The sequence below is a fragment of the Mesorhizobium sp. M0136 genome, from assembly GCF_040322515.1.
GTDB lineage: Bacteria > Pseudomonadota > Alphaproteobacteria > Rhizobiales > Rhizobiaceae > Mesorhizobium.
The window spans coordinates 1-16,191 of sequence record NZ_JAMYTP010000007.1 but is presented as its reverse complement, the minus strand read 5'-3'; the positions used below and the strand labels follow the sequence as shown (position 1 = coordinate 16,191).

The window sequence follows — 16,191 nt, the reverse complement described above, 5'->3', positions numbered from 1 at the left end:
CCTCAAGCCGCCGAATCATCGGCGCGGCTCGAATACTGCGCGACGAATTCCCTAAGACGGGCACGAACTTCTTCGCCTGAAAGGTTTGGCCTTGTGTCCTCGATCGAGGCCTTCACCCGTGCCCTGATCGAGGCCATGCGCTCGGCATGTTCTTCCTCTTCGCGCTGGAAGGCGCGAAGAGCCGCGCGGACGACCTCGCTCGCCGATCCGTAGGAGCCGTCCTCGACCTTTTCGCGGATCATACGCGCCATGGCGGGTGTTACGGTGACGGACAGTTTCTCAGCGGATTCCATGGGATTTGGCCTCGCGATATAAAGTAGGATATTATCCTACTTCTCCGCCGCGAAATCCGCAAGAACCGAGATCTATTCCGCAGCTTGCGCTGTTGCAGGCATCCCCAGCCATTCGCGGCAGTCGGCGAGCGCACGCGATGTCACCGCGTGCCGCTTGGCGACCGTCTTGTCCTTGCCGCGCAGCCGCTTGCCTTCGATCTTTGGCGCCTCCACGGGCGGGAACAGGCCGAAATTGACATTCATTGGCTGGAAAGAGCGCTTTCCCGGCTCGTCGTCGGAGACAATGTGGCCACCGGTGATGTGGTTGAGCAATGCGCCGAAGGCGGTGGTCAAGGGCGGCAGCGACGGCGCGTGGCCAAGCCTTTCGGCGGCGGCGAAACGCCCGGCAAGCAAGCCGATGGCGGCGCTCTCGACATAGCCCTCGCAGCCGGTGATCTGGCCGGCAAAACGCAAGCCGAGCCGCGACTTCAACTGCAGCGAAGCGTCGAGCAGCGTCGGCGAATTGATGTAGGTGTTGCGGTGCAGGCCACCGAGGCGGGCGAATTCGGCGTGTTCCAGCCCGGGAATGGTGCGGAATATGCGCACCTGCTCGGCGTGCTTCAGCTTGGTCTGGAAGCCGACCATGTTATAGAGCGTGCCCAGCGCATTGTCCTGGCGAAGCTGAACGACGGCATACGCCTTTACAGACGGATTATGCGCATCGGTCAGTCCCATCGGCTTCATCGGCCCGTAGCGCAATGTCTCGACGCCGCGCTCGGCCATCACCTCGATCGGCAGGCAGCCGTCGAAATAGGGCGTGCCTTCCCATTGCTTGAATTCGGTTTTCTGGCCGTCGACCAGCGCCTGCACGAAGGCAAGGTACTGCTCCTTATCCATCGGGCAGTTGATGTAATCCTTGCCGGTGCCGCCGGGGCCGACCTTGTCGTAGCGCGACTGGAACCAGCAGATGTCCATGTCGATTGTGTCGAAATGGACGATCGGCGCGATGGCGTCGAAGAAGGCGAGCGCGTCGGCGCCGGTTGCTTCCGCGATCGACTGGGCGAGCGAAGGCGCGGTCAGTGGACCGGTGGCAACGATCGCCTGGTCCCAATCCGCCGGCGGCAGGCCGGGCACTTCCTCACGTCGGATGGTGATGAGCGGGTGGGCTTCGAGCTTCTTGGTGACCGCTTCGGAAAATCCGTCGCGGTCAACGGCAAGCGCACCGCCGGCCGGCACCTGATGCGCGTCGCCGGCGCTCATGATCAGTGAACCGGCCAGCCGCATTTCGGCGTGCAGCAGGCCGACGGCATTGGTTTGCGCATCGTCGGAGCGGAAGGAATTCGAACAGACGAGCTCGGCCAGCCCGTCGGTCTTGTGCGCGTTGGTGCCGCGGACGGGACGCATTTCATGCAGGACAACGGGAACGCCGGCTTCGGCCGCCTGCCAGGCGGCTTCGGAGCCGGCAAGTCCGCCGCCGATAACGTGAATGGGGTTCTTGTCCATGAGCGCCGAAATAGTCGCTTGGCGCAAGGATTGCAATTGCCACGCGGGAGAATGGCTGACGGGGGAAGCCGCCCCAAAACAACAACACCCGCCGGGGGAGGAGGTCCGGCGGGTGTCGTTTTGTTGGTCGATCATCGGGAGGAGGTGAAGATCGACCGTATTCGTCATTGCCGGGGAGGAGGTCGGCTTTGACGAAATTCTTTCGCCATTTGAAGGGCGCGAAACCCTTTTAGAAACAACCTGGAAACAGCGCCCGCCGGGGGAGGAGGTCCGGCGGGCGCCGTTTTTGTGGTCAACCCTCGGGAGGAGGTGAAGGCTGACCGTATCCGTCAGGGTCGGGGAGGAGGTCGACCTTGGCGAAATTCTTGTGGTTAGATCGCTTTGCGAGCGATCATCTTGATCTCGTCGCGGACGATGCCGAGATCGTTGAGCTGGCGGTTCGACAGGCGACCCAGCTCGGTAACCGTCTCGCGGTAGACGCGCCAGTTACGATAGTTGCGGATCAGGTTCATTGTCGTTCTCTTTTCAAAACTGGTTCGGACCATTTGCGGCCCGAAGGATTAGACCGACTTGCGGGCGACGTAGTGAATGTCGCTGCGGCTGATGCCGAGATCGGTCAGTTCACGGGTGCTCAGGCGGCTCAGCTCGGACACGGTGTCCCTATAGCGGCGCCAGTTGCGATAGTTGCGGATCAGGTTCATGGTAGTCTCGTTTCGTCTTTCTTTCGGATCATTCCGTCTTTGTGTGCACCGTGAAAATAGGTGGGGTCATATCGATTTAAAAGCGCTATTGGTGCATGGCAGCAATGCAATTTGTGCAATGCAACATTAACGCGCGTCCGGTTTTCCGCCCAGATCGGAAAAATGCCGTTAGGTCAAACGCTTGGCCGGACAAGCTAAAAGGACCGAGCAAAGGGGGAGGGGCATGGCGAGCTATTCGTCACGGGTCAGGTCGGATATCGCACGATGGCAACAGGCCGGCCTGATCGACGCGCCGACAGCCGTTGCGCTGACGCGAGACGTCGAGGCAAACGAACGCAAATCGCTGAGTTTCGGCTCGATCCTGGCGATGATGGCGGCGCTGCTGTTCGGCGCCGCTACCCTGATCTTCATCGCCGCCAACTGGGAAGTCATCCCGCGGTTGGTGCGGGTCGCGGCACTTTTTGCCGTTATCCTTGCCGGCTATGTCGGCGGGGCGGTGCTGAAGATGCGCGACCATGCGGCGATCGGCGAGGCGCTGTGGATCGTCGCGGCAGCAGCGTTCGGCGGATCGATCGCGCTGATCGGCCAGATGTATCATTTGTCGGGCGACGAGGCCTCGGCCTTGATCACCTGGGGCGCCGGCACGGCGCTGGCGGCGGTGGCGCTGCGCTCAAACCCGCTGACCGTCGCTGCCGTCGGCATCGCCGATGCCTGGCTGTTCCTGAGAGGGTTCGACTACTTCCGGCGCACGGAATTTCCGCATCTCTTCGTGGTCATGGCGCTAATTGTGTTCGCCGTTTCGTTCTGGACGCGCAGCCAGGCGGCGCGCCACCTGATCATCCTGTCGGTCCTTTTCTACCTCGTGCTGTTGGCCATGGAATACGACACGCTGCAAGTCGCCATCCCGCTCGTTGCCGCGTCGGTGCTGCTTTTTACCGCTGCGATCTTTGCTGCCGGGCCGGTCGAGAGGGTTTTGCAACTCGGCGGCAGGTTACCCTTGCACGCGCTGATCGGCTTTCTCACCGGCCTGGCGATGATTCAATTCGAACTGGCGGATGAAAGCAGCTACAATGGCGGCTTCGCCATTGCCTCGGCTGTTGCGCTGGCCGGCATCGTCGCGGCGATCGTGCTGGGCGGCCGCGAGAGCCGGGGACTGCGCTGGGTTGCCTATGCGGGCTTCGCCTTCGAACTCGCCATCATTTATGTGGTGATGCTGCAATCAATGCTGGACACGGCAGGCTTCTTGCTTGCGGCGGCGGTGCTTCTCGCCGTTCTTGCTTTCATTATCATCCGCATAGAAAAGCGAATGAACGCCTCGAACATGACAGGAGCGGCGGCATGATGACCGGCAAAAGACTGATCATCTCGGCGCTGGTCCTGGCGCTCGTCCAGATCGGCTTTCTGAGCTGGATCATCGCCGGACGCGCGGCGATCCTGCGCGATGGCAAGCAGGTCCTGCTCAGGGTCGAGCCGATCGATCCGCGCGATCTCTTGCGCGGTGACTACATTCTGCTCGGCTACGATATTTCGCGCATACCGGTGAAACTGATCGGCAACATTCCGGCCGGCAAGCTTTCCAGCGAGGAAACGTCGATCGTGGTCAGGCTGAAGCAGGGCGCCGATGGCTATTGGGGGCCGACCGCGGCTTGGTTCGGGCAAGCGCCGGCGCCGGCAGCATCCGGTGAAGCCGATATCGTCGGACACGTCTCCGAGGGCTGGGATATCAGCCAGGGAGCAACGACGATCGCGCCGGAGTACGGCATCGAGCGCTTCTATCTGCCGGAAGGCGAGGGGATAGCGATCCAGAACGACATGCGGGTGCGGCCGTTCGGCATCCGCGTGGCGATCGCGGCCAACGGCACGGCGCAGATCAAGGCGCTGGTCGACGGCGACAAGACACTGTTCGAGGAGCCGCTTTATTAGATCGCTACTGCCTTGCCAATGACCCCTCCTTCGCCAGGGCTTCGGAGGAGCTTCGAGTGGCCTGCCACCCGAAGCTCGAAGAGCGAAGGGTGGTGCGGATGAAGGGACTCGAACCCCCACGCCTTTCGGCACTGGAACCTAAATCCAGGGCGTCTACCAATTCCGCCACATCCGCATTGCCCGGCCAATCCCATGTAGCCATCATTCTGTCAATGTCAGAGCCCACATCGGCATCATTGGCCGGAATGCAAAGATGGTTGAAAATCGGCCGCGCCTGTGACAAAAGGCGTGTCGAATGTGACGGGACGCGACGATCCGCTTCTGCAGAATGTGATAAGAAGTAGGAAAAACAAAGACTTATTCACATTTTGGAGCGTATTTCTGGAGGATTTGTGCCGCGTTGAGCGGACAGATCGCCAAGTCCCGCACCAAAAGCCATTCCCGGCAAGATCATACCGGCAGGCTGTAAGCGGCAGGGGCCGTTTGACGGCCTCATTGGTGGAAACAAAGGTTTTATGATGCAGGTCACCGAAACGCTCAACTCCGGTCTCAAGCGCGAGATCAAGATCACCGTGCCGGCTGGTGACATGGAAGCCAAGCTGATGGCGCGGCTCTCCGATGCCAGGAACAAGGTCCGCATCAACGGCTTCCGCCCCGGCAAGGTGCCGGTGCAGCATCTGCGCAAAGTATACGGCAAGTCGTTCATGGCCGAAGTGGTCAACGAGATCCTCAACGATTCGACCCGTTCGATCATCACCGGGCGCGGCGAAAAGGCTGCCATGCAGCCCGAAGTGATCATGACCGAGGACGAGAAGGAAGCCGAGAAGATCCTGGCAGGCGGCGCCGATTTCGAGTTCCGCCTGAACTATGAGGTAATACCGCCGATCGAGATCAAGGATTTCTCCGACATCAAGGTGACGCGCCAGGTGTTCGACGTGCCGGATGAAGAGATCGATGAGCAGGTCAAGCGTGTCGCTGAATCCGCCCGCACTTACGAGCCGAAGACGGGCAAGGCCGCCGAGGGCGACCGCGTGACCATCGATTATGTCGGCAAGATCGACGGCGAAGCCTTCAACGGCGGTGCCGGCACCGATCAGCCGCTGGTGCTCGGCTCGAAGGAATTCATCCCCGGCTTCGAGGACCAGCTGGTCGGCAGCAAGGCCGGCGACGAGAAGCAGGTCACGGTTACCTTCCCGGAAAACTACCAGGCGGCGCATCTGGCCGGCAAGGAAGCCACTTTTGACGTGACGGTCAAGGAAGTGTCGAAGCCCGGCGCGCTTGAGATTAACGACGAGATGGCCAAGAATCTCGGCCTGGAATCGCTGGAGCGCCTGCGCGAGGTGGTGCGCGGTCAGATCGAGAACCAGTTCGGCTCGATAACGCGCCAGAAAGTCAAGCGGCAGTTGCTCGACCAGCTCGACGCTGCCTACTCGTTCGAGGCCCCGTCCAAGCTCGTCGAGGCCGAGTTCAACAACATCTGGAACCAGGTCAATCGCGATCTCGAAGCCGCCGGGCGCACCTTTGCCGACGAAGAGACGACGGAAGAAGAAGCGCGTGCTGAATACATGCGGCTTGCCGAGCGCCGCGTGCGTCTCGGCCTGGTTCTCGCCGAAATCGGCGAGAAGGCCGGCGTCACGGTGACGGACGAGGAACTGCAGCGCGGCCTGTTCGAGCAGGTACGCCGCTACCCGGCCAACCAGCAGCAGGAAGCCTTCGAATTCTATCGCAACAATCCCGAAGCGCTGAACACGTTGCGCGCGCCGATGTTCGAAGAGAAGGTGGTCGACCATCTGCTCGGCCAGATTTCGGTCACCGATGTCAAGGTCAGCAAGGAAGAACTGCTGGCCGACGACGAGGATACGGAGACAACCAAGGCCAAGCCGGCGAAGAAGGCGGCTGCGAAAAAAGCGGACGCAAAGAAGGCCGACGACGACGCCGAAGAGCCGAAGAAAAAGGCCGCGCCGAAGAAGAAGGCCGCCAAGGACGCTGAATAACGTTCCTGCTGAATTCCGAAAGGCCGCCTTCTCGAGGCGGCCTTTTTCGTTGTGGCGCAGACGCAACGGATTTCACGTATCTGGCGGTCGAGGTAGCGATACGAAGCTTTGATGATTATCTGCGTTGGGTTGCGAAATCGCAGCGGTTGTTGGAGGCATCGTTGAGACAGTTCTTCGGTATCGGAAGCGTGGCGGCGGCGTTCCTGCTTGCGTCGGTCTTCGGCATTGCCCAGGCTGATACGGTTCTCGACAACTGGCGGTTCGACAAGAGCAGCGATGGCCTTGTCACCGCCTCGCTTTACGCGACCAACAAGCTCATCACCGGTGGCGGCGCATTGAGCTACAGCCCGGTGTTGACGATCGCCTGCCGGACCGCCGGCGAACCGCGTTGGAGCGAATGGCTGCAGCTGAGCGATACAGTGTCCGCCAGCCGAACCATCGCCATGTCGGTGACTGTCGACCAATCCGCCAAGCTCAACGAAAGCTGGTCGGTCGGGCCGCATAGCAGGATGCTGGTCCGCGACGGTGCCGATGGCATCAGGCGACTGATTTCCGCGGACCGGTTGCTGCTGTCCTGGCGGTTCGGGCTGCTGTCGGGGCGCGGCAAAGCCGAGTTTGACCTCGCCGGAGTTGAAGAGGCGGTCGGCCGGATCGCCACCACCTGCAACACCAAATTGCCTTGAGCGGATTGTCCGCATTGATCCATTGCATGATCGAACTCTACCTGCCGGCCCGGTTCCGTGGTATGTAGGTGCCGCAACTCCAGGCAGTGGATATCCGTTCTGCCATTCAAGAGCGCATGCCAGCGGACTAAAGGTGGGCCTGCGCAGGTCAGCCAGGCAAATCGGCGATCAGGGAGGAAATGCCATGCGTGCCATTGTGTTTTTTATCGTAATGTCCGTCGCCACCGTCATTGCCGGCCCCTCGCGGGCACAGGATGCGGCGGCGGGTGAGAAGGTCTTCGCCAAATGCAAGGTCTGCCACGTCGCAGACAAGGACCAGAACAAGGTCGGTCCGTCGCTGAACGGCGTCATCGGCCGAACGGCCGGCACGCATCCAGGGTTCAGCTATTCCAAGGCGATGACCGAGGCCGGCAAGTCGGGCGTCAAATGGGACGAAGCCACGCTGACGACCTACCTTCGCGATCCCAAGGCGATGGTCAAAGGAACGAAGATGGCGTTCGCCGGCCTCAAGAAAGACGAGGACATCGCCAATGTCATCGCCTACCTGAAGCAATTCTCCAAATAGCGCGGCTCTTCCGCCGGATCTTGGTATCGCAAACAGGTCGAGGCATAGCCTCGGCCGCAATCTGCCGGCAGTGTCGGTGGGGAGGGCGGCTCGTTGCAAAAAAGACATTGGCCGGCTAGGCTGCCGTTCCCATCGGTGGTCGTCTGAATGTCGACTGAAGAAAGCCGTCTCAAGGATACCGGCATCCGCCTCTCGGAGGCGACGGCGGGTGATTTCATTGCGCTCTTGAAACCACGCGTCATGGCACTTGCCGTGTTTACTGCCTTCGTCGGCCTGATGATGGCGCCCGGCGTGATGAATCCAGTTATCGCCGTAATCGCCATCGGCGCAATCGCGGTTGGAGCGGGAGCCGCCGGCGCGCTCAATATGTGGTACGACGCAGACATAGACGCCTTGATGTCTCGCACGTCCAAGCGACCAATTCCGTCCGGTCGCGTCACGCCTGGCGAAGCTCTCGGCTTCGGTCTGGTGCTTTCCGCGCTGTCGGTCATGACGCTCGGCGTGTTGGTGGGATGGCTCGCCGCATCGTTGTTGGCGTTCACCATCTTTTTCTATGTCGTTATCTACACAATGTGGCTGAAGCGCTCGACGCCACAGAATATCGTCATAGGCGGCGCGGCAGGCGCCCTTCCTCCGGTAATCGGGTGGGCGGCCGCAACAGGCGCAATCGGCATTGAAAGTCTCATTCTGTTTCTGATTATTTTCCTCTGGACGCCGCCTCATTTCTGGGCGCTGGCCCTTTTCAAGGTCGGCGACTATGCCGCGGCTGGCATCCCGATGATGCCGAATGTGGCCGGCCAGCACTCGACTAGAAAACAAATCTTCGCCTATTCGCTGCTTTTGGCGCCAATCGGCGTGCTCCCTTGGGGCTTCGGCTTCGCGAGCGGATATTACGGCACTGCTTCAGCCGCGTTGGGTGCAGGTTTCATTTGGCAGGCCTGGAAGGTTCTCGTCGCCGACAAGGAGATGAAGCCGGCAAAGGCGCTGTTTGCGTATTCGATTGTCTATCTTTTCGCAATATTTGCGGCGTTGCTTGCCGACACCATTGTAATGCGAGTGATCGCTTCAGCCGGCTATTGACCCCGGCTCAAAACATCACGTTGGCAGAGCACAAAATCCCAGCAACAGCAGAATAACGACGCCAAGGCAGAGTATGAGAACTGTCCTTCCGTCCATGACCTTCACCTTCGACTAGAAGAGCATATCGAAGAACCATGTCCGTAGCTAGTCGGGCTACCCGGGACCTCCTACTCCCGGGCCTTCCTACAAAGCGCGACAAGTCCCCCGCATGAGAGTATATTGATCATGGTGCAGGTCGCGGTTTGCGTGGGCCAATCATGCAGAACGGCAGCACCGTAAAACGCGACCTTACCGGACCTGGTCTGGAGGAATGGTCATGGCAAGCTTTCACGTGATAGCAGGCGCCAGCGAGACGCTGGAACACACCAGAATTCGAAAAATCGGTGTCTCCGATCTTTTTGATGCGCTCAGGCGTGGCGTCGATGATTTCATGGTCAAGCCGTCGCACATCGTATTTCTCTGCCTGATCTATCCGATTGCCGGAGTCGTGCTTGCTGTCTGGACATCAGGCAACAACACGCTGCCGTTGCTGTTTCCGCTTGTGTCCGGCTTTGCGCTGATTGGTCCGTTCGCGGCGATCGGCCTGTATGAGATCAGCCGGCGGCGGGAAGCCGGGCTCGACGCCTCGTGGAGACACGCCTTTGAGGTCAGGAGTTCTCCAGCGCTGCCGGCTATTGCAGCGGTCGGCGTCATGCTGCTTGCGATCTTCATCGCCTGGCTTTTGACGGCCCAGATATTTTACCAGACCCTGTTCGGCCCGGCGCCGCCGCAATCGCTGTCCAGCTTCATCAGTGAAATATTCGCCACGGGACGCGGCTGGACGCTCATCATCCTGGGTCACGCCATCGGCTTCGTGTTCGCCGCGGTTGTGTTGTGCACCACGGTCGTCGCATTCCCGTTGTTGCTCGACCGCGATGTTGGCGCCTACGAAGCCATCCACACCTCGGTGCGCGTTGTTCTAGCCAACCCGATCGTGATGGCGGTGTGGGGCCTTATTGTCGCCGTCGCCCTGATCATCGGATCGCTGCCAGTGTTCGCCGGGTTGGCAGTCGTGCTGCCGATCCTTGGTCATGCCACCTGGCATGTTTACCGGAAAGTTGTGGAATCGCCGCCGGCCACCAGACCGTGAGTTGAAAAAATGCACTCTGCCCGCACCGGCGAAAGTGCCGGTGCGGGCAGGGTGAGGCAGAGCTTTCAATAGGCGGGGTGGCTGAAACGGGCCTGGCGCGCGTCCTTTGTCAGGTCGCGGAAATCTTTGCCGCTCACATGCACAAGCGTCTTGTGGTCGCCGCCCTCGAAATAGATTTCGGGAGCGTCGCCAAGGCTTTCATCGAGAACCACTGGCACATCATAGGCCGCGCCGATCGGCGGCACAGCGCCGACGTCGCAATCGCCGAACAACGAGACCACCTCGTCTTCGGACGCCAGCCCAAGAGGCTTCTCCATGACATCCTGCAATGTCGCGAGTTCTATCCTGTGCGTGCTTGGAACCACGGCCAGCGCGTAGCCTCGGTCGTGGTGAACGACCACCGATTTGGCCATTATGCTGCCGGGCACATGTGCCGCAATGGCGGATTGTCTGCTTGTCGCGGTGCGGTGATGCTCGACGGTATCGTAGGAAATTCCTTTCCTATCGATGAAGTCCTTCAATCTGTTTGCGATGGTCATCTTGGGCGCCCCTTGCTGGTGTTCGCGACGCATGTGGAAACGCCGGCATCGCCTGTCGTTTCCTATACCAACAGAAATGGACCAGCCGTGGATTGTTTCAAGGCTAAGCTTCAAGGACCGGACCGCCTGGAGCCGGATTGCATGTCAGGGCCCGGCCCCGAAAAACGCCATTCGGGTGAGCAGCGTGTAGTCCGCTTCGAAGACCATCATCGTCACGAACACCAGCACCAGCACCGGCGGCAGGATGATCGCATATGTCAGCGCCAGCCGTTCCCAGGCCATGTGCATGAAGATGGCGACGATCAGTCCGGCCTTGAGCATCATGAAGATCAGGATCAGCGACCATCTGAGATAGCTATGGAGACCGAAATAGTCGACCAGATAGGAGCAGGTGCTGAGGATGAACAGCCACGCCCACACCACCAGATAGAGCTTGATCGGGTGCTCCTGATGAACCTCCGCCGGGGTAACGCCGGTCGTCGTCGCATCATGCCTATGGGCGCTGTCCAGTGCGTGTTGTCCCAGGCCGTTTGCGGTTGCTTCAGCCATGTCCTGCCTCTCACCAAAGATAGAAAAATGCGAAAATGAACACCCAGACCAGGTCGACGAAATGCCAGTAGAGCCCCATGATTTCGACGTTCTCGTAGCGCCCCCTCCGGCTGGTGAAGAAGCCGGGCCGTCCGACGTCGAAATCCCCGCGCCAGACCTTTCGCGCCACGATGATCAGGAAGATCACCCCGATCGTCACATGCGTGCCGTGGAAGCCGGTAATCATGAAAAAGGATGCGCCGAACTGTGCAGCGCCCCAGGGATTGCCCCAAGGCCGCACGCCCTCGGTGATCAGCTTGGTCCATTCGAAGGCCTGCATGCCGACGAAGGTCGCGCCGAGTGCTGCGGTCAAGAGCATCAGGACTGCCGTCTTGCGGCGGTCGCGGCGGTAGCCGAAATTGACCGCCATGGCCATCGTTCCGCTGCTCGAGATCAGCACGAAGGTCATGATGGCGATAAGGATCAGCGGAATGTCGGAGCCGCCGATGCGCAGGGCGAAGACCTCGCTCGGATTGGGCCAAGGCACGCGTGTGGAGATACGTGCGGTCATGTAGGAGAGCAGGAAGCAGCCGAAGATGAACGTGTCGCTGAGCAGGAAGATCCACATCATGGCCTTGCCCCAGGACACGTTCTTGAACGCCCGCTGATCCGAGGACCAGTCGGCGGCGATGCCTTGCCAGCCCGCGGGCCGCGGCTCTGTTCGGCCGATGTGGGCCAGTGTCGTCTCTGCCATCCGCCCGTTCCTCCTAGGTCAGCAACCCTCGGCAAATGTCGATTAAAGTCGAAGCCCAGCCGGCCAGAAGCGCAAAGATGGCGAGCCAGACGAAAAGCAGGAAATGCCAGTACATGGCGCACAGCTCGACACTGAGGCGAAGCCGCTGCGGCTGCGCTCCGTTCCAGGCGCCGACGCTCGTTCTGCCCAGCCCGACCAGTCCTCCCAGTATATGCAGGCCATGCATTCCTGTTAGCAGGTAGAAGAAGCTGTTGGCCGGATTGGATGCCAGAAAATAGCCGTCCGCACTCAGTTCCCGCCATGCCACAAGCTGTCCAATCAGGAAGACGAGCGCCGTGAGTCCAGCTGTGGTGAGGCCGAGCCTGACCATGTCCACTTGACCCTTGCGCGCCGCGAGCGAAGCGCACTGTATCGCAATGCTGCTCAAGACCAGTACGCCGGTGTTAAGCCAGAGCAGGGGCGGGATGGGCAGCGGCCGCCAATCCGACAGCGCCATGCGCATGAAGTAAGCACTGGTGAACAGCGCGAACAGGCAGCCGACGACGGCAAGGAAGACGCCGAGACCGATCTTTGCGGTCGGCAGCGCCGATCGGTCCAGAGCGACAAAATCCCCGGCCATGCTTTGCTCGAGCCACGGCTTCGTCATTAGCCGCTGATGGGAAAGCCACCACCCCGCAATACCGGCGATCACGAGCAGGAAGACCAGGATTACGCTCATGCCGGCTCCCTGGAGGGCGCGAAGGAGCCCGGAACGTTTTGTGGTATGAAGTCCTCCTTGGCTCCCGGTACGCTGTAGTCATAGGCCCAGCGATAGACGATCGGCAGATCCTTGCCGAAATTGCCGTGGGCGGGCGGTGTTTGCGGCGTCTGCCACTCGAGCGTCGTTGCCCGCCACGGATTGCCGCCAGCCTCACGGCCATGGCGGATGCTCCAGATGAGATTGAACAGAAACACAATCTGGGCAAAACCGACCATAAAAGCCATGATGCTGATAAACGAGTTCAGGTGGTGGGCCGATTCCGTCATGATCGTCATGTCGGTTAATTCGTTGTAGCGCCGCGGCACGCCCATCAAGCCGAGATAGTGCATGGGAAAGAAAATCAGATAGGCGCCGAGGAAGGTGATCCAGAAGTGGAACCGGCCCAGTGTCTCGTTCAGCATCCGGCCGGTGACCTTTGGGTACCAGTGGTAGATCGCCCCGAAAATCACGAGGATCGGGGCAACCCCCATGACCATATGGAAATGGGCGACGACGAACATCGTGTCCGACAGCGGAACGTCGACAACGACATTGCCGAGAAACAAGCCGGTCAGCCCGCCATTGACGAAGGTAACAATGAAGGCCAGGGCGAAAAGCATTGGAATGGTGAGGTGGATATCGCCGCGCCACAGCGTCAGCACCCAATTGTAGACCTTGATGGCGGTCGGAACGGCGATGATCAGTGTCGTGGTGGCGAAGAAGAAGCCGAAATAGGGATGCATGCCGCTGACATACATATGGTGCGCCCAGACTACGAAGCTCAACGCGCCGATGCCGACGATGGCCCAGACCATCATGCGGTAGCCGAATATGTTCTTGCGCGCATGGGTGCTGATCAGGTCGGACACGATGCCGAAGGCCGGAAGCGCAACGATGTAGACCTCCGGGTGGCCGAAGAACCAGAACAGATGCTGGAACAGGATCGGGCTGCCGCCGCCGTGCTGCAACTGTTCGCCCATCTCAACGATCGCCGGCATGAAGAAGCTGGTGCCGAGCGCCCGGTCGAGAAGCATCATCACGCAGGCGACGAACAGCGCCGGGAAGGCGAGCAGCGCCATGACGGTGGCGGTGAAAATACCCCAGACAGTGAGCGGAAGGCGCATCAGCGTCATGCCGCGCGTGCGGCCCTGTAGCACCGTCACAACATAGTTCAGGCCGCCCATGGTAAAGCCGATGATGAACAGGATCAGCGAGACGAGCATCAGGATGATGCCCCAGTCCTGGCCGCCGGGCGTACCGGTCATGATCGCCTGCGGCGGATAGAGCGTCCAGCCGGCACCCGTCGGTCCGCCGGGCGCGAAAAAGCTCGACACCAGAACCAGCACGGCCAGCAGATAGATCCAGTAGCTCAGCATGTTGACATAGGGAAAGACCATGTCGCGAGCGCCAACCATCAGCGGGATCAGATAGTTGCCGAAGCCGCCCAGGAAGAGTGCGGTGAGCAGGTAGATCACCATGATCATGCCGTGCATGGTGATGAACTGGTAGTAGGCTTCCGGGGTGATGAAATCGAATGTGCCGGGGAAACCGAGTTGCAGCCGCATCAGCCAGGAAAGCACCAGCGCGACCATGCCGATCGCTGTCGCCGTCGCCGAATACTGGATGGCAATGACCTTGGCGTCCTGCGAGAAAACGTATTTCGTCCACCAGCTGTGCGGATGGTAGAGTTCCATTTCCGCGACTTCGGCCGGCGGTACCGCATCTGCAGGTGTGATATCGACCATAGGAACACCTCCGTGCCCTCTTCGGCCAGCCCGACAGTTCGGGCTTGCCGCACTATTTTCAATCCCGACGGCGCACCGTCGTTTCGGTTTCCTACTCTGCCGAGCCCATCTGTTGGGGCGCGGACAGCTGCGCAAAAGTCTGCTGCTGGCCAAGCCACGCCAGATAGTCTTCCTGCGTATCGACCATGACCACGCCATGCATCATCGGATGTCCCTGGCCGCAGAGTTCGGCACACAGGACCTGGAAGGTTCCGGTCTTGGTCGGAGTGAACCAGAAATAGGTGACCGAGCCCGGGATCATGTCCATCTTGGCGCGGAATTCCGGCACGTAGAAATCGTGCAGCACATCGATCGAGCGGAGCAGCATCTTGACCGGTTTGCCAACCGGGAGGTGCAGGTCGGCCGCTTCCACTACGACATCGTCCTGGCCGTTGGCATCGGTGGCGATGACGCCGAGTGGATTTTCAGCGTTGACGTCGCGAGTGTCGGATGTGCCGAGCTTGCCGTCCTTGCCGGGCAGGCGGAAACTCCATTGCCACTGCTGGCCGACGACTTCGACCTCTGTTGCGTCGCTTGGAACGTTAACGAACCGGCTCCAGACGAACAGGCCTGGAACGAGCAAAGCCGTGACGCCAACCGCGGTGACAACCGTCAGCCAGGATTCGAGCCGCCTGTTCTCAGGTTCATATGCCGCCTGATTGCCTTCCCGATGACGGAAGCGGAAGACGCAATAGGCCATGAAAAGAACCACTGCGGCGAAGACGACGCCGGTGATCCAGAAAGTTATGATGATGGTGTTGTCGATATAGTCCCAGTTCGAGGCAATCGGCGTCCACCACCATGGGCTCAGGAAGTGGAACAACACCGAGCCCACGACTATCAGAACGAGTACAAGCGCAACGGCCATGTCCCGGTTCCTCCCGGTATTCCAAGCGGCGCAAGCCGTCCCGGGAAATACCAAGTGCATCATAACTTGATTTGCGATGAAAATTCTAGAGCCGGCTGTGGGAAGGGCAAAAATACCATTTCGCGGCGCTGGCGGTCCTTCGGTTCGGCGGTGACAGCGGCAGGCAATGGCGAGCACACCGAATGCGCCTGGCAGAACCACCGGAACGGCGATCGTCGGGATCGCTTCCGACAGCTCGACGAAGGGAGCGGGGCCACTTTATTGGCCGGCAGATGTCACCCGCCAAACTGTGTTGCCGACGTCGTCGGCGATGAGCAGGGCCCCGGTCTTGTCGACAGCCAGGCCGACAGGCCGGCCGCGCGCCTTGTTGTCCTTGTTCAGGAAGTCGGTCACCACGTCGGTAGCGACGCCGCTAGGATGGCCGCCGCTGAATGGTACGAACACCACCTTGTAGCCATTGAAGCGCGTGCGGTTCCAGCTGCCGTGTTCGCCAACGAAAGCGCCGCCGCGATATGCCTCGGGGAGGCTGTTTGCCGTATAGAAGGCCAGTCCCAGAGGGGCGACGTGGGAACTCAGCGCATAGTCCGGAACGATCGCTTTCGCGACCAGGTCCGGACGCTGGGGCATGACGCGGGGATCGAGATGCTGGCCATAATAGCTGTATGGCCATCCGTAGAAGCCGCCATCCTTTACCGACGTCAGATAATCCGGCACGAGATTGGGGCCGAGCTCGTCGCGCTCATTGATCACTGCCCAGAGCGCCCCGGTCTGCGGCTCCCAGCTCAGGCCGTTTGGATTGCGCAAACCGCTGGCGAAAATGCGCGACTGGCCGGTGGCCCTGTCTACCTGCCAGATGGCGGCGCGGTTCTTCTCCGCCTCAATGCCGTTTTCGGCGACGTTGCTGTTCGAGCCGACGCCGACATAGAGCAGTGAGCCGTCGGGGCTTGCCACCAGGCTCTTCGTCCAATGGTGGTCGATCGGGCCGCCGGGCAGGGCGGTTAGCGGCGTTCCGGGCGCGGTGATCTTTGTGTCACCAGTGTTGTAGCAGGGCTATCGCATATGAGTGATGGCATTGATGAGATAGTCGTCGTTCCAGGCGCATTTCTTGATGCGATGGCTGATGGGGACT

General features: G+C 60.4%; 17 protein-coding genes, 1 tRNA gene and 1 pseudogene. 7 read left to right on the top strand and 12 right to left on the bottom strand.

Annotation, left to right across the window (positions count from 1 at the left end; translation table 11 throughout):
• Window positions 1-2 precede the first annotated feature (2 nt).
• The 4 genes from NKJ35_RS10275 to NKJ35_RS10260 all read right to left on the bottom strand — a co-directional run bounded on the left by NKJ35_RS10275 (window position 3) and on the right by NKJ35_RS10260 (window position 2,476).
• Window positions 3-293 (bottom strand): type II toxin-antitoxin system ParD family antitoxin, encoded by a 291-nt coding sequence (locus tag NKJ35_RS10275; protein WP_352646702.1) that lies wholly within the window; start codon window positions 291-293, stop codon window positions 3-5.
• A 72-nt stretch (window positions 294-365) separates the two neighbouring features.
• The gene (gene trmFO / locus NKJ35_RS10270) at window positions 366-1,775 is read right to left on the bottom strand and encodes a methylenetetrahydrofolate--tRNA-(uracil(54)-C(5))-methyltransferase (FADH(2)-oxidizing) TrmFO (RefSeq protein WP_352646700.1); all 1,410 of its coding nucleotides are present in this window, start codon (window positions 1,773-1,775) and stop codon (window positions 366-368) included.
• Window positions 1,776-2,146: 371 nt separating this feature from the next.
• Entirely contained in the window at window positions 2,147-2,287 is a 141-nt protein-coding gene (locus NKJ35_RS10265; protein WP_254818334.1) for a DUF1127 domain-containing protein, read from the bottom strand.
• Between the two features lie 48 nt (window positions 2,288-2,335).
• On the bottom strand, window positions 2,336-2,476 hold the full coding sequence (locus NKJ35_RS10260) for a DUF1127 domain-containing protein (protein ID WP_254818335.1): 141 nt from the start codon (window positions 2,474-2,476) through the stop codon (window positions 2,336-2,338).
• 223 nt (window positions 2,477-2,699) lie between these two features.
• Here NKJ35_RS10260 and NKJ35_RS10255 point away from each other — a divergent pair, with 223 nt between their 5' ends.
• Window positions 2,700-3,818 (top strand): DUF2157 domain-containing protein, encoded by a 1,119-nt coding sequence (locus NKJ35_RS10255; RefSeq protein WP_352646699.1) that lies wholly within the window; start codon window positions 2,700-2,702, stop codon window positions 3,816-3,818.
• Entirely contained in the window at window positions 3,815-4,399 is a 585-nt protein-coding gene (locus tag NKJ35_RS10250; RefSeq protein WP_352646697.1) for a GDYXXLXY domain-containing protein, read from the top strand. The genes NKJ35_RS10255 and NKJ35_RS10250 overlap by 4 nt, the downstream gene beginning before the upstream one ends.
• Before the next feature lie 90 nt (window positions 4,400-4,489).
• Here NKJ35_RS10250 and NKJ35_RS10245 read toward each other — a convergent pair.
• Window positions 4,490-4,574, bottom strand: a tRNA-Leu gene (locus NKJ35_RS10245).
• A 343-nt stretch (window positions 4,575-4,917) separates the two neighbouring features.
• On the opposite strand from NKJ35_RS10245, the gene tig reads away from it, so the two are divergent.
• From tig to NKJ35_RS10220, 5 genes are all read left to right on the top strand, one after another.
• Window positions 4,918-6,393 (top strand): trigger factor, encoded by a 1,476-nt coding sequence (tig, locus tag NKJ35_RS10240; protein WP_352647044.1) that lies wholly within the window; start codon window positions 4,918-4,920, stop codon window positions 6,391-6,393.
• 161 nt (window positions 6,394-6,554) lie between these two features.
• A complete protein-coding gene (locus tag NKJ35_RS10235; RefSeq protein WP_352646695.1) occupies window positions 6,555-7,076 on the top strand; it encodes a hypothetical protein in 522 nt (173 codons plus the stop codon).
• 211 nt (window positions 7,077-7,287) lie between these two features.
• Entirely contained in the window at window positions 7,288-7,641 is a 354-nt protein-coding gene (locus tag NKJ35_RS10230; RefSeq protein WP_502896050.1) for a c-type cytochrome, read from the top strand.
• Window positions 7,642-7,788: 147 nt separating this feature from the next.
• On the top strand, window positions 7,789-8,721 hold the full coding sequence (locus NKJ35_RS10225; RefSeq protein ID WP_352479773.1) for a heme o synthase: 933 nt from the start codon (window positions 7,789-7,791) through the stop codon (window positions 8,719-8,721).
• 316 nt (window positions 8,722-9,037) lie between these two features.
• Window positions 9,038-9,850, top strand: coding sequence for a DUF2189 domain-containing protein (locus NKJ35_RS10220; RefSeq protein ID WP_254818341.1), 813 nt, complete (start codon window positions 9,038-9,040; stop codon window positions 9,848-9,850).
• Between the two features lie 65 nt (window positions 9,851-9,915).
• On the opposite strand, the gene NKJ35_RS10215 is transcribed toward NKJ35_RS10220, so the two are convergent.
• The 7 genes and pseudogenes from NKJ35_RS10215 to NKJ35_RS10185 form a co-directional block, all read right to left on the bottom strand.
• Window positions 9,916-10,389, bottom strand: coding sequence for an aminoacyl-tRNA deacylase (locus NKJ35_RS10215; RefSeq protein ID WP_254818342.1), 474 nt, complete (start codon window positions 10,387-10,389; stop codon window positions 9,916-9,918).
• Between the two features lie 144 nt (window positions 10,390-10,533).
• Window positions 10,534-10,938 carry a cytochrome C oxidase subunit IV family protein gene (locus NKJ35_RS10210; RefSeq protein WP_352646691.1) on the bottom strand — a complete coding sequence of 135 codons (405 nt, stop codon included), beginning with the start codon at window positions 10,936-10,938 and terminating at the stop codon, window positions 10,534-10,536.
• A gap of 10 nt (window positions 10,939-10,948) precedes the next feature.
• Window positions 10,949-11,671, bottom strand: coding sequence for a heme-copper oxidase subunit III family protein (locus tag NKJ35_RS10205; protein ID WP_254818344.1), 723 nt, complete (start codon window positions 11,669-11,671; stop codon window positions 10,949-10,951).
• Between the two features lie 13 nt (window positions 11,672-11,684).
• Window positions 11,685-12,389, bottom strand: coding sequence for a cytochrome c oxidase subunit 3 (locus tag NKJ35_RS10200; protein WP_352646689.1), 705 nt, complete (start codon window positions 12,387-12,389; stop codon window positions 11,685-11,687).
• Entirely contained in the window at window positions 12,386-14,155 is a 1,770-nt protein-coding gene (ctaD, locus tag NKJ35_RS10195; RefSeq protein WP_254818346.1) for a cytochrome c oxidase subunit I, read from the bottom strand. The genes NKJ35_RS10200 and ctaD overlap by 4 nt, the downstream gene beginning before the upstream one ends.
• A gap of 91 nt (window positions 14,156-14,246) precedes the next feature.
• Entirely contained in the window at window positions 14,247-15,062 is an 816-nt protein-coding gene (gene coxB / locus NKJ35_RS10190) for a cytochrome c oxidase subunit II (protein ID WP_254818347.1), read from the bottom strand.
• A gap of 258 nt (window positions 15,063-15,320) precedes the next feature.
• Window positions 15,321-16,082: pseudogene (locus tag NKJ35_RS10185) on the bottom strand (PQQ-dependent sugar dehydrogenase); the annotation flags it as partial.
• Window positions 16,083-16,191 lie beyond the last annotated feature (109 nt).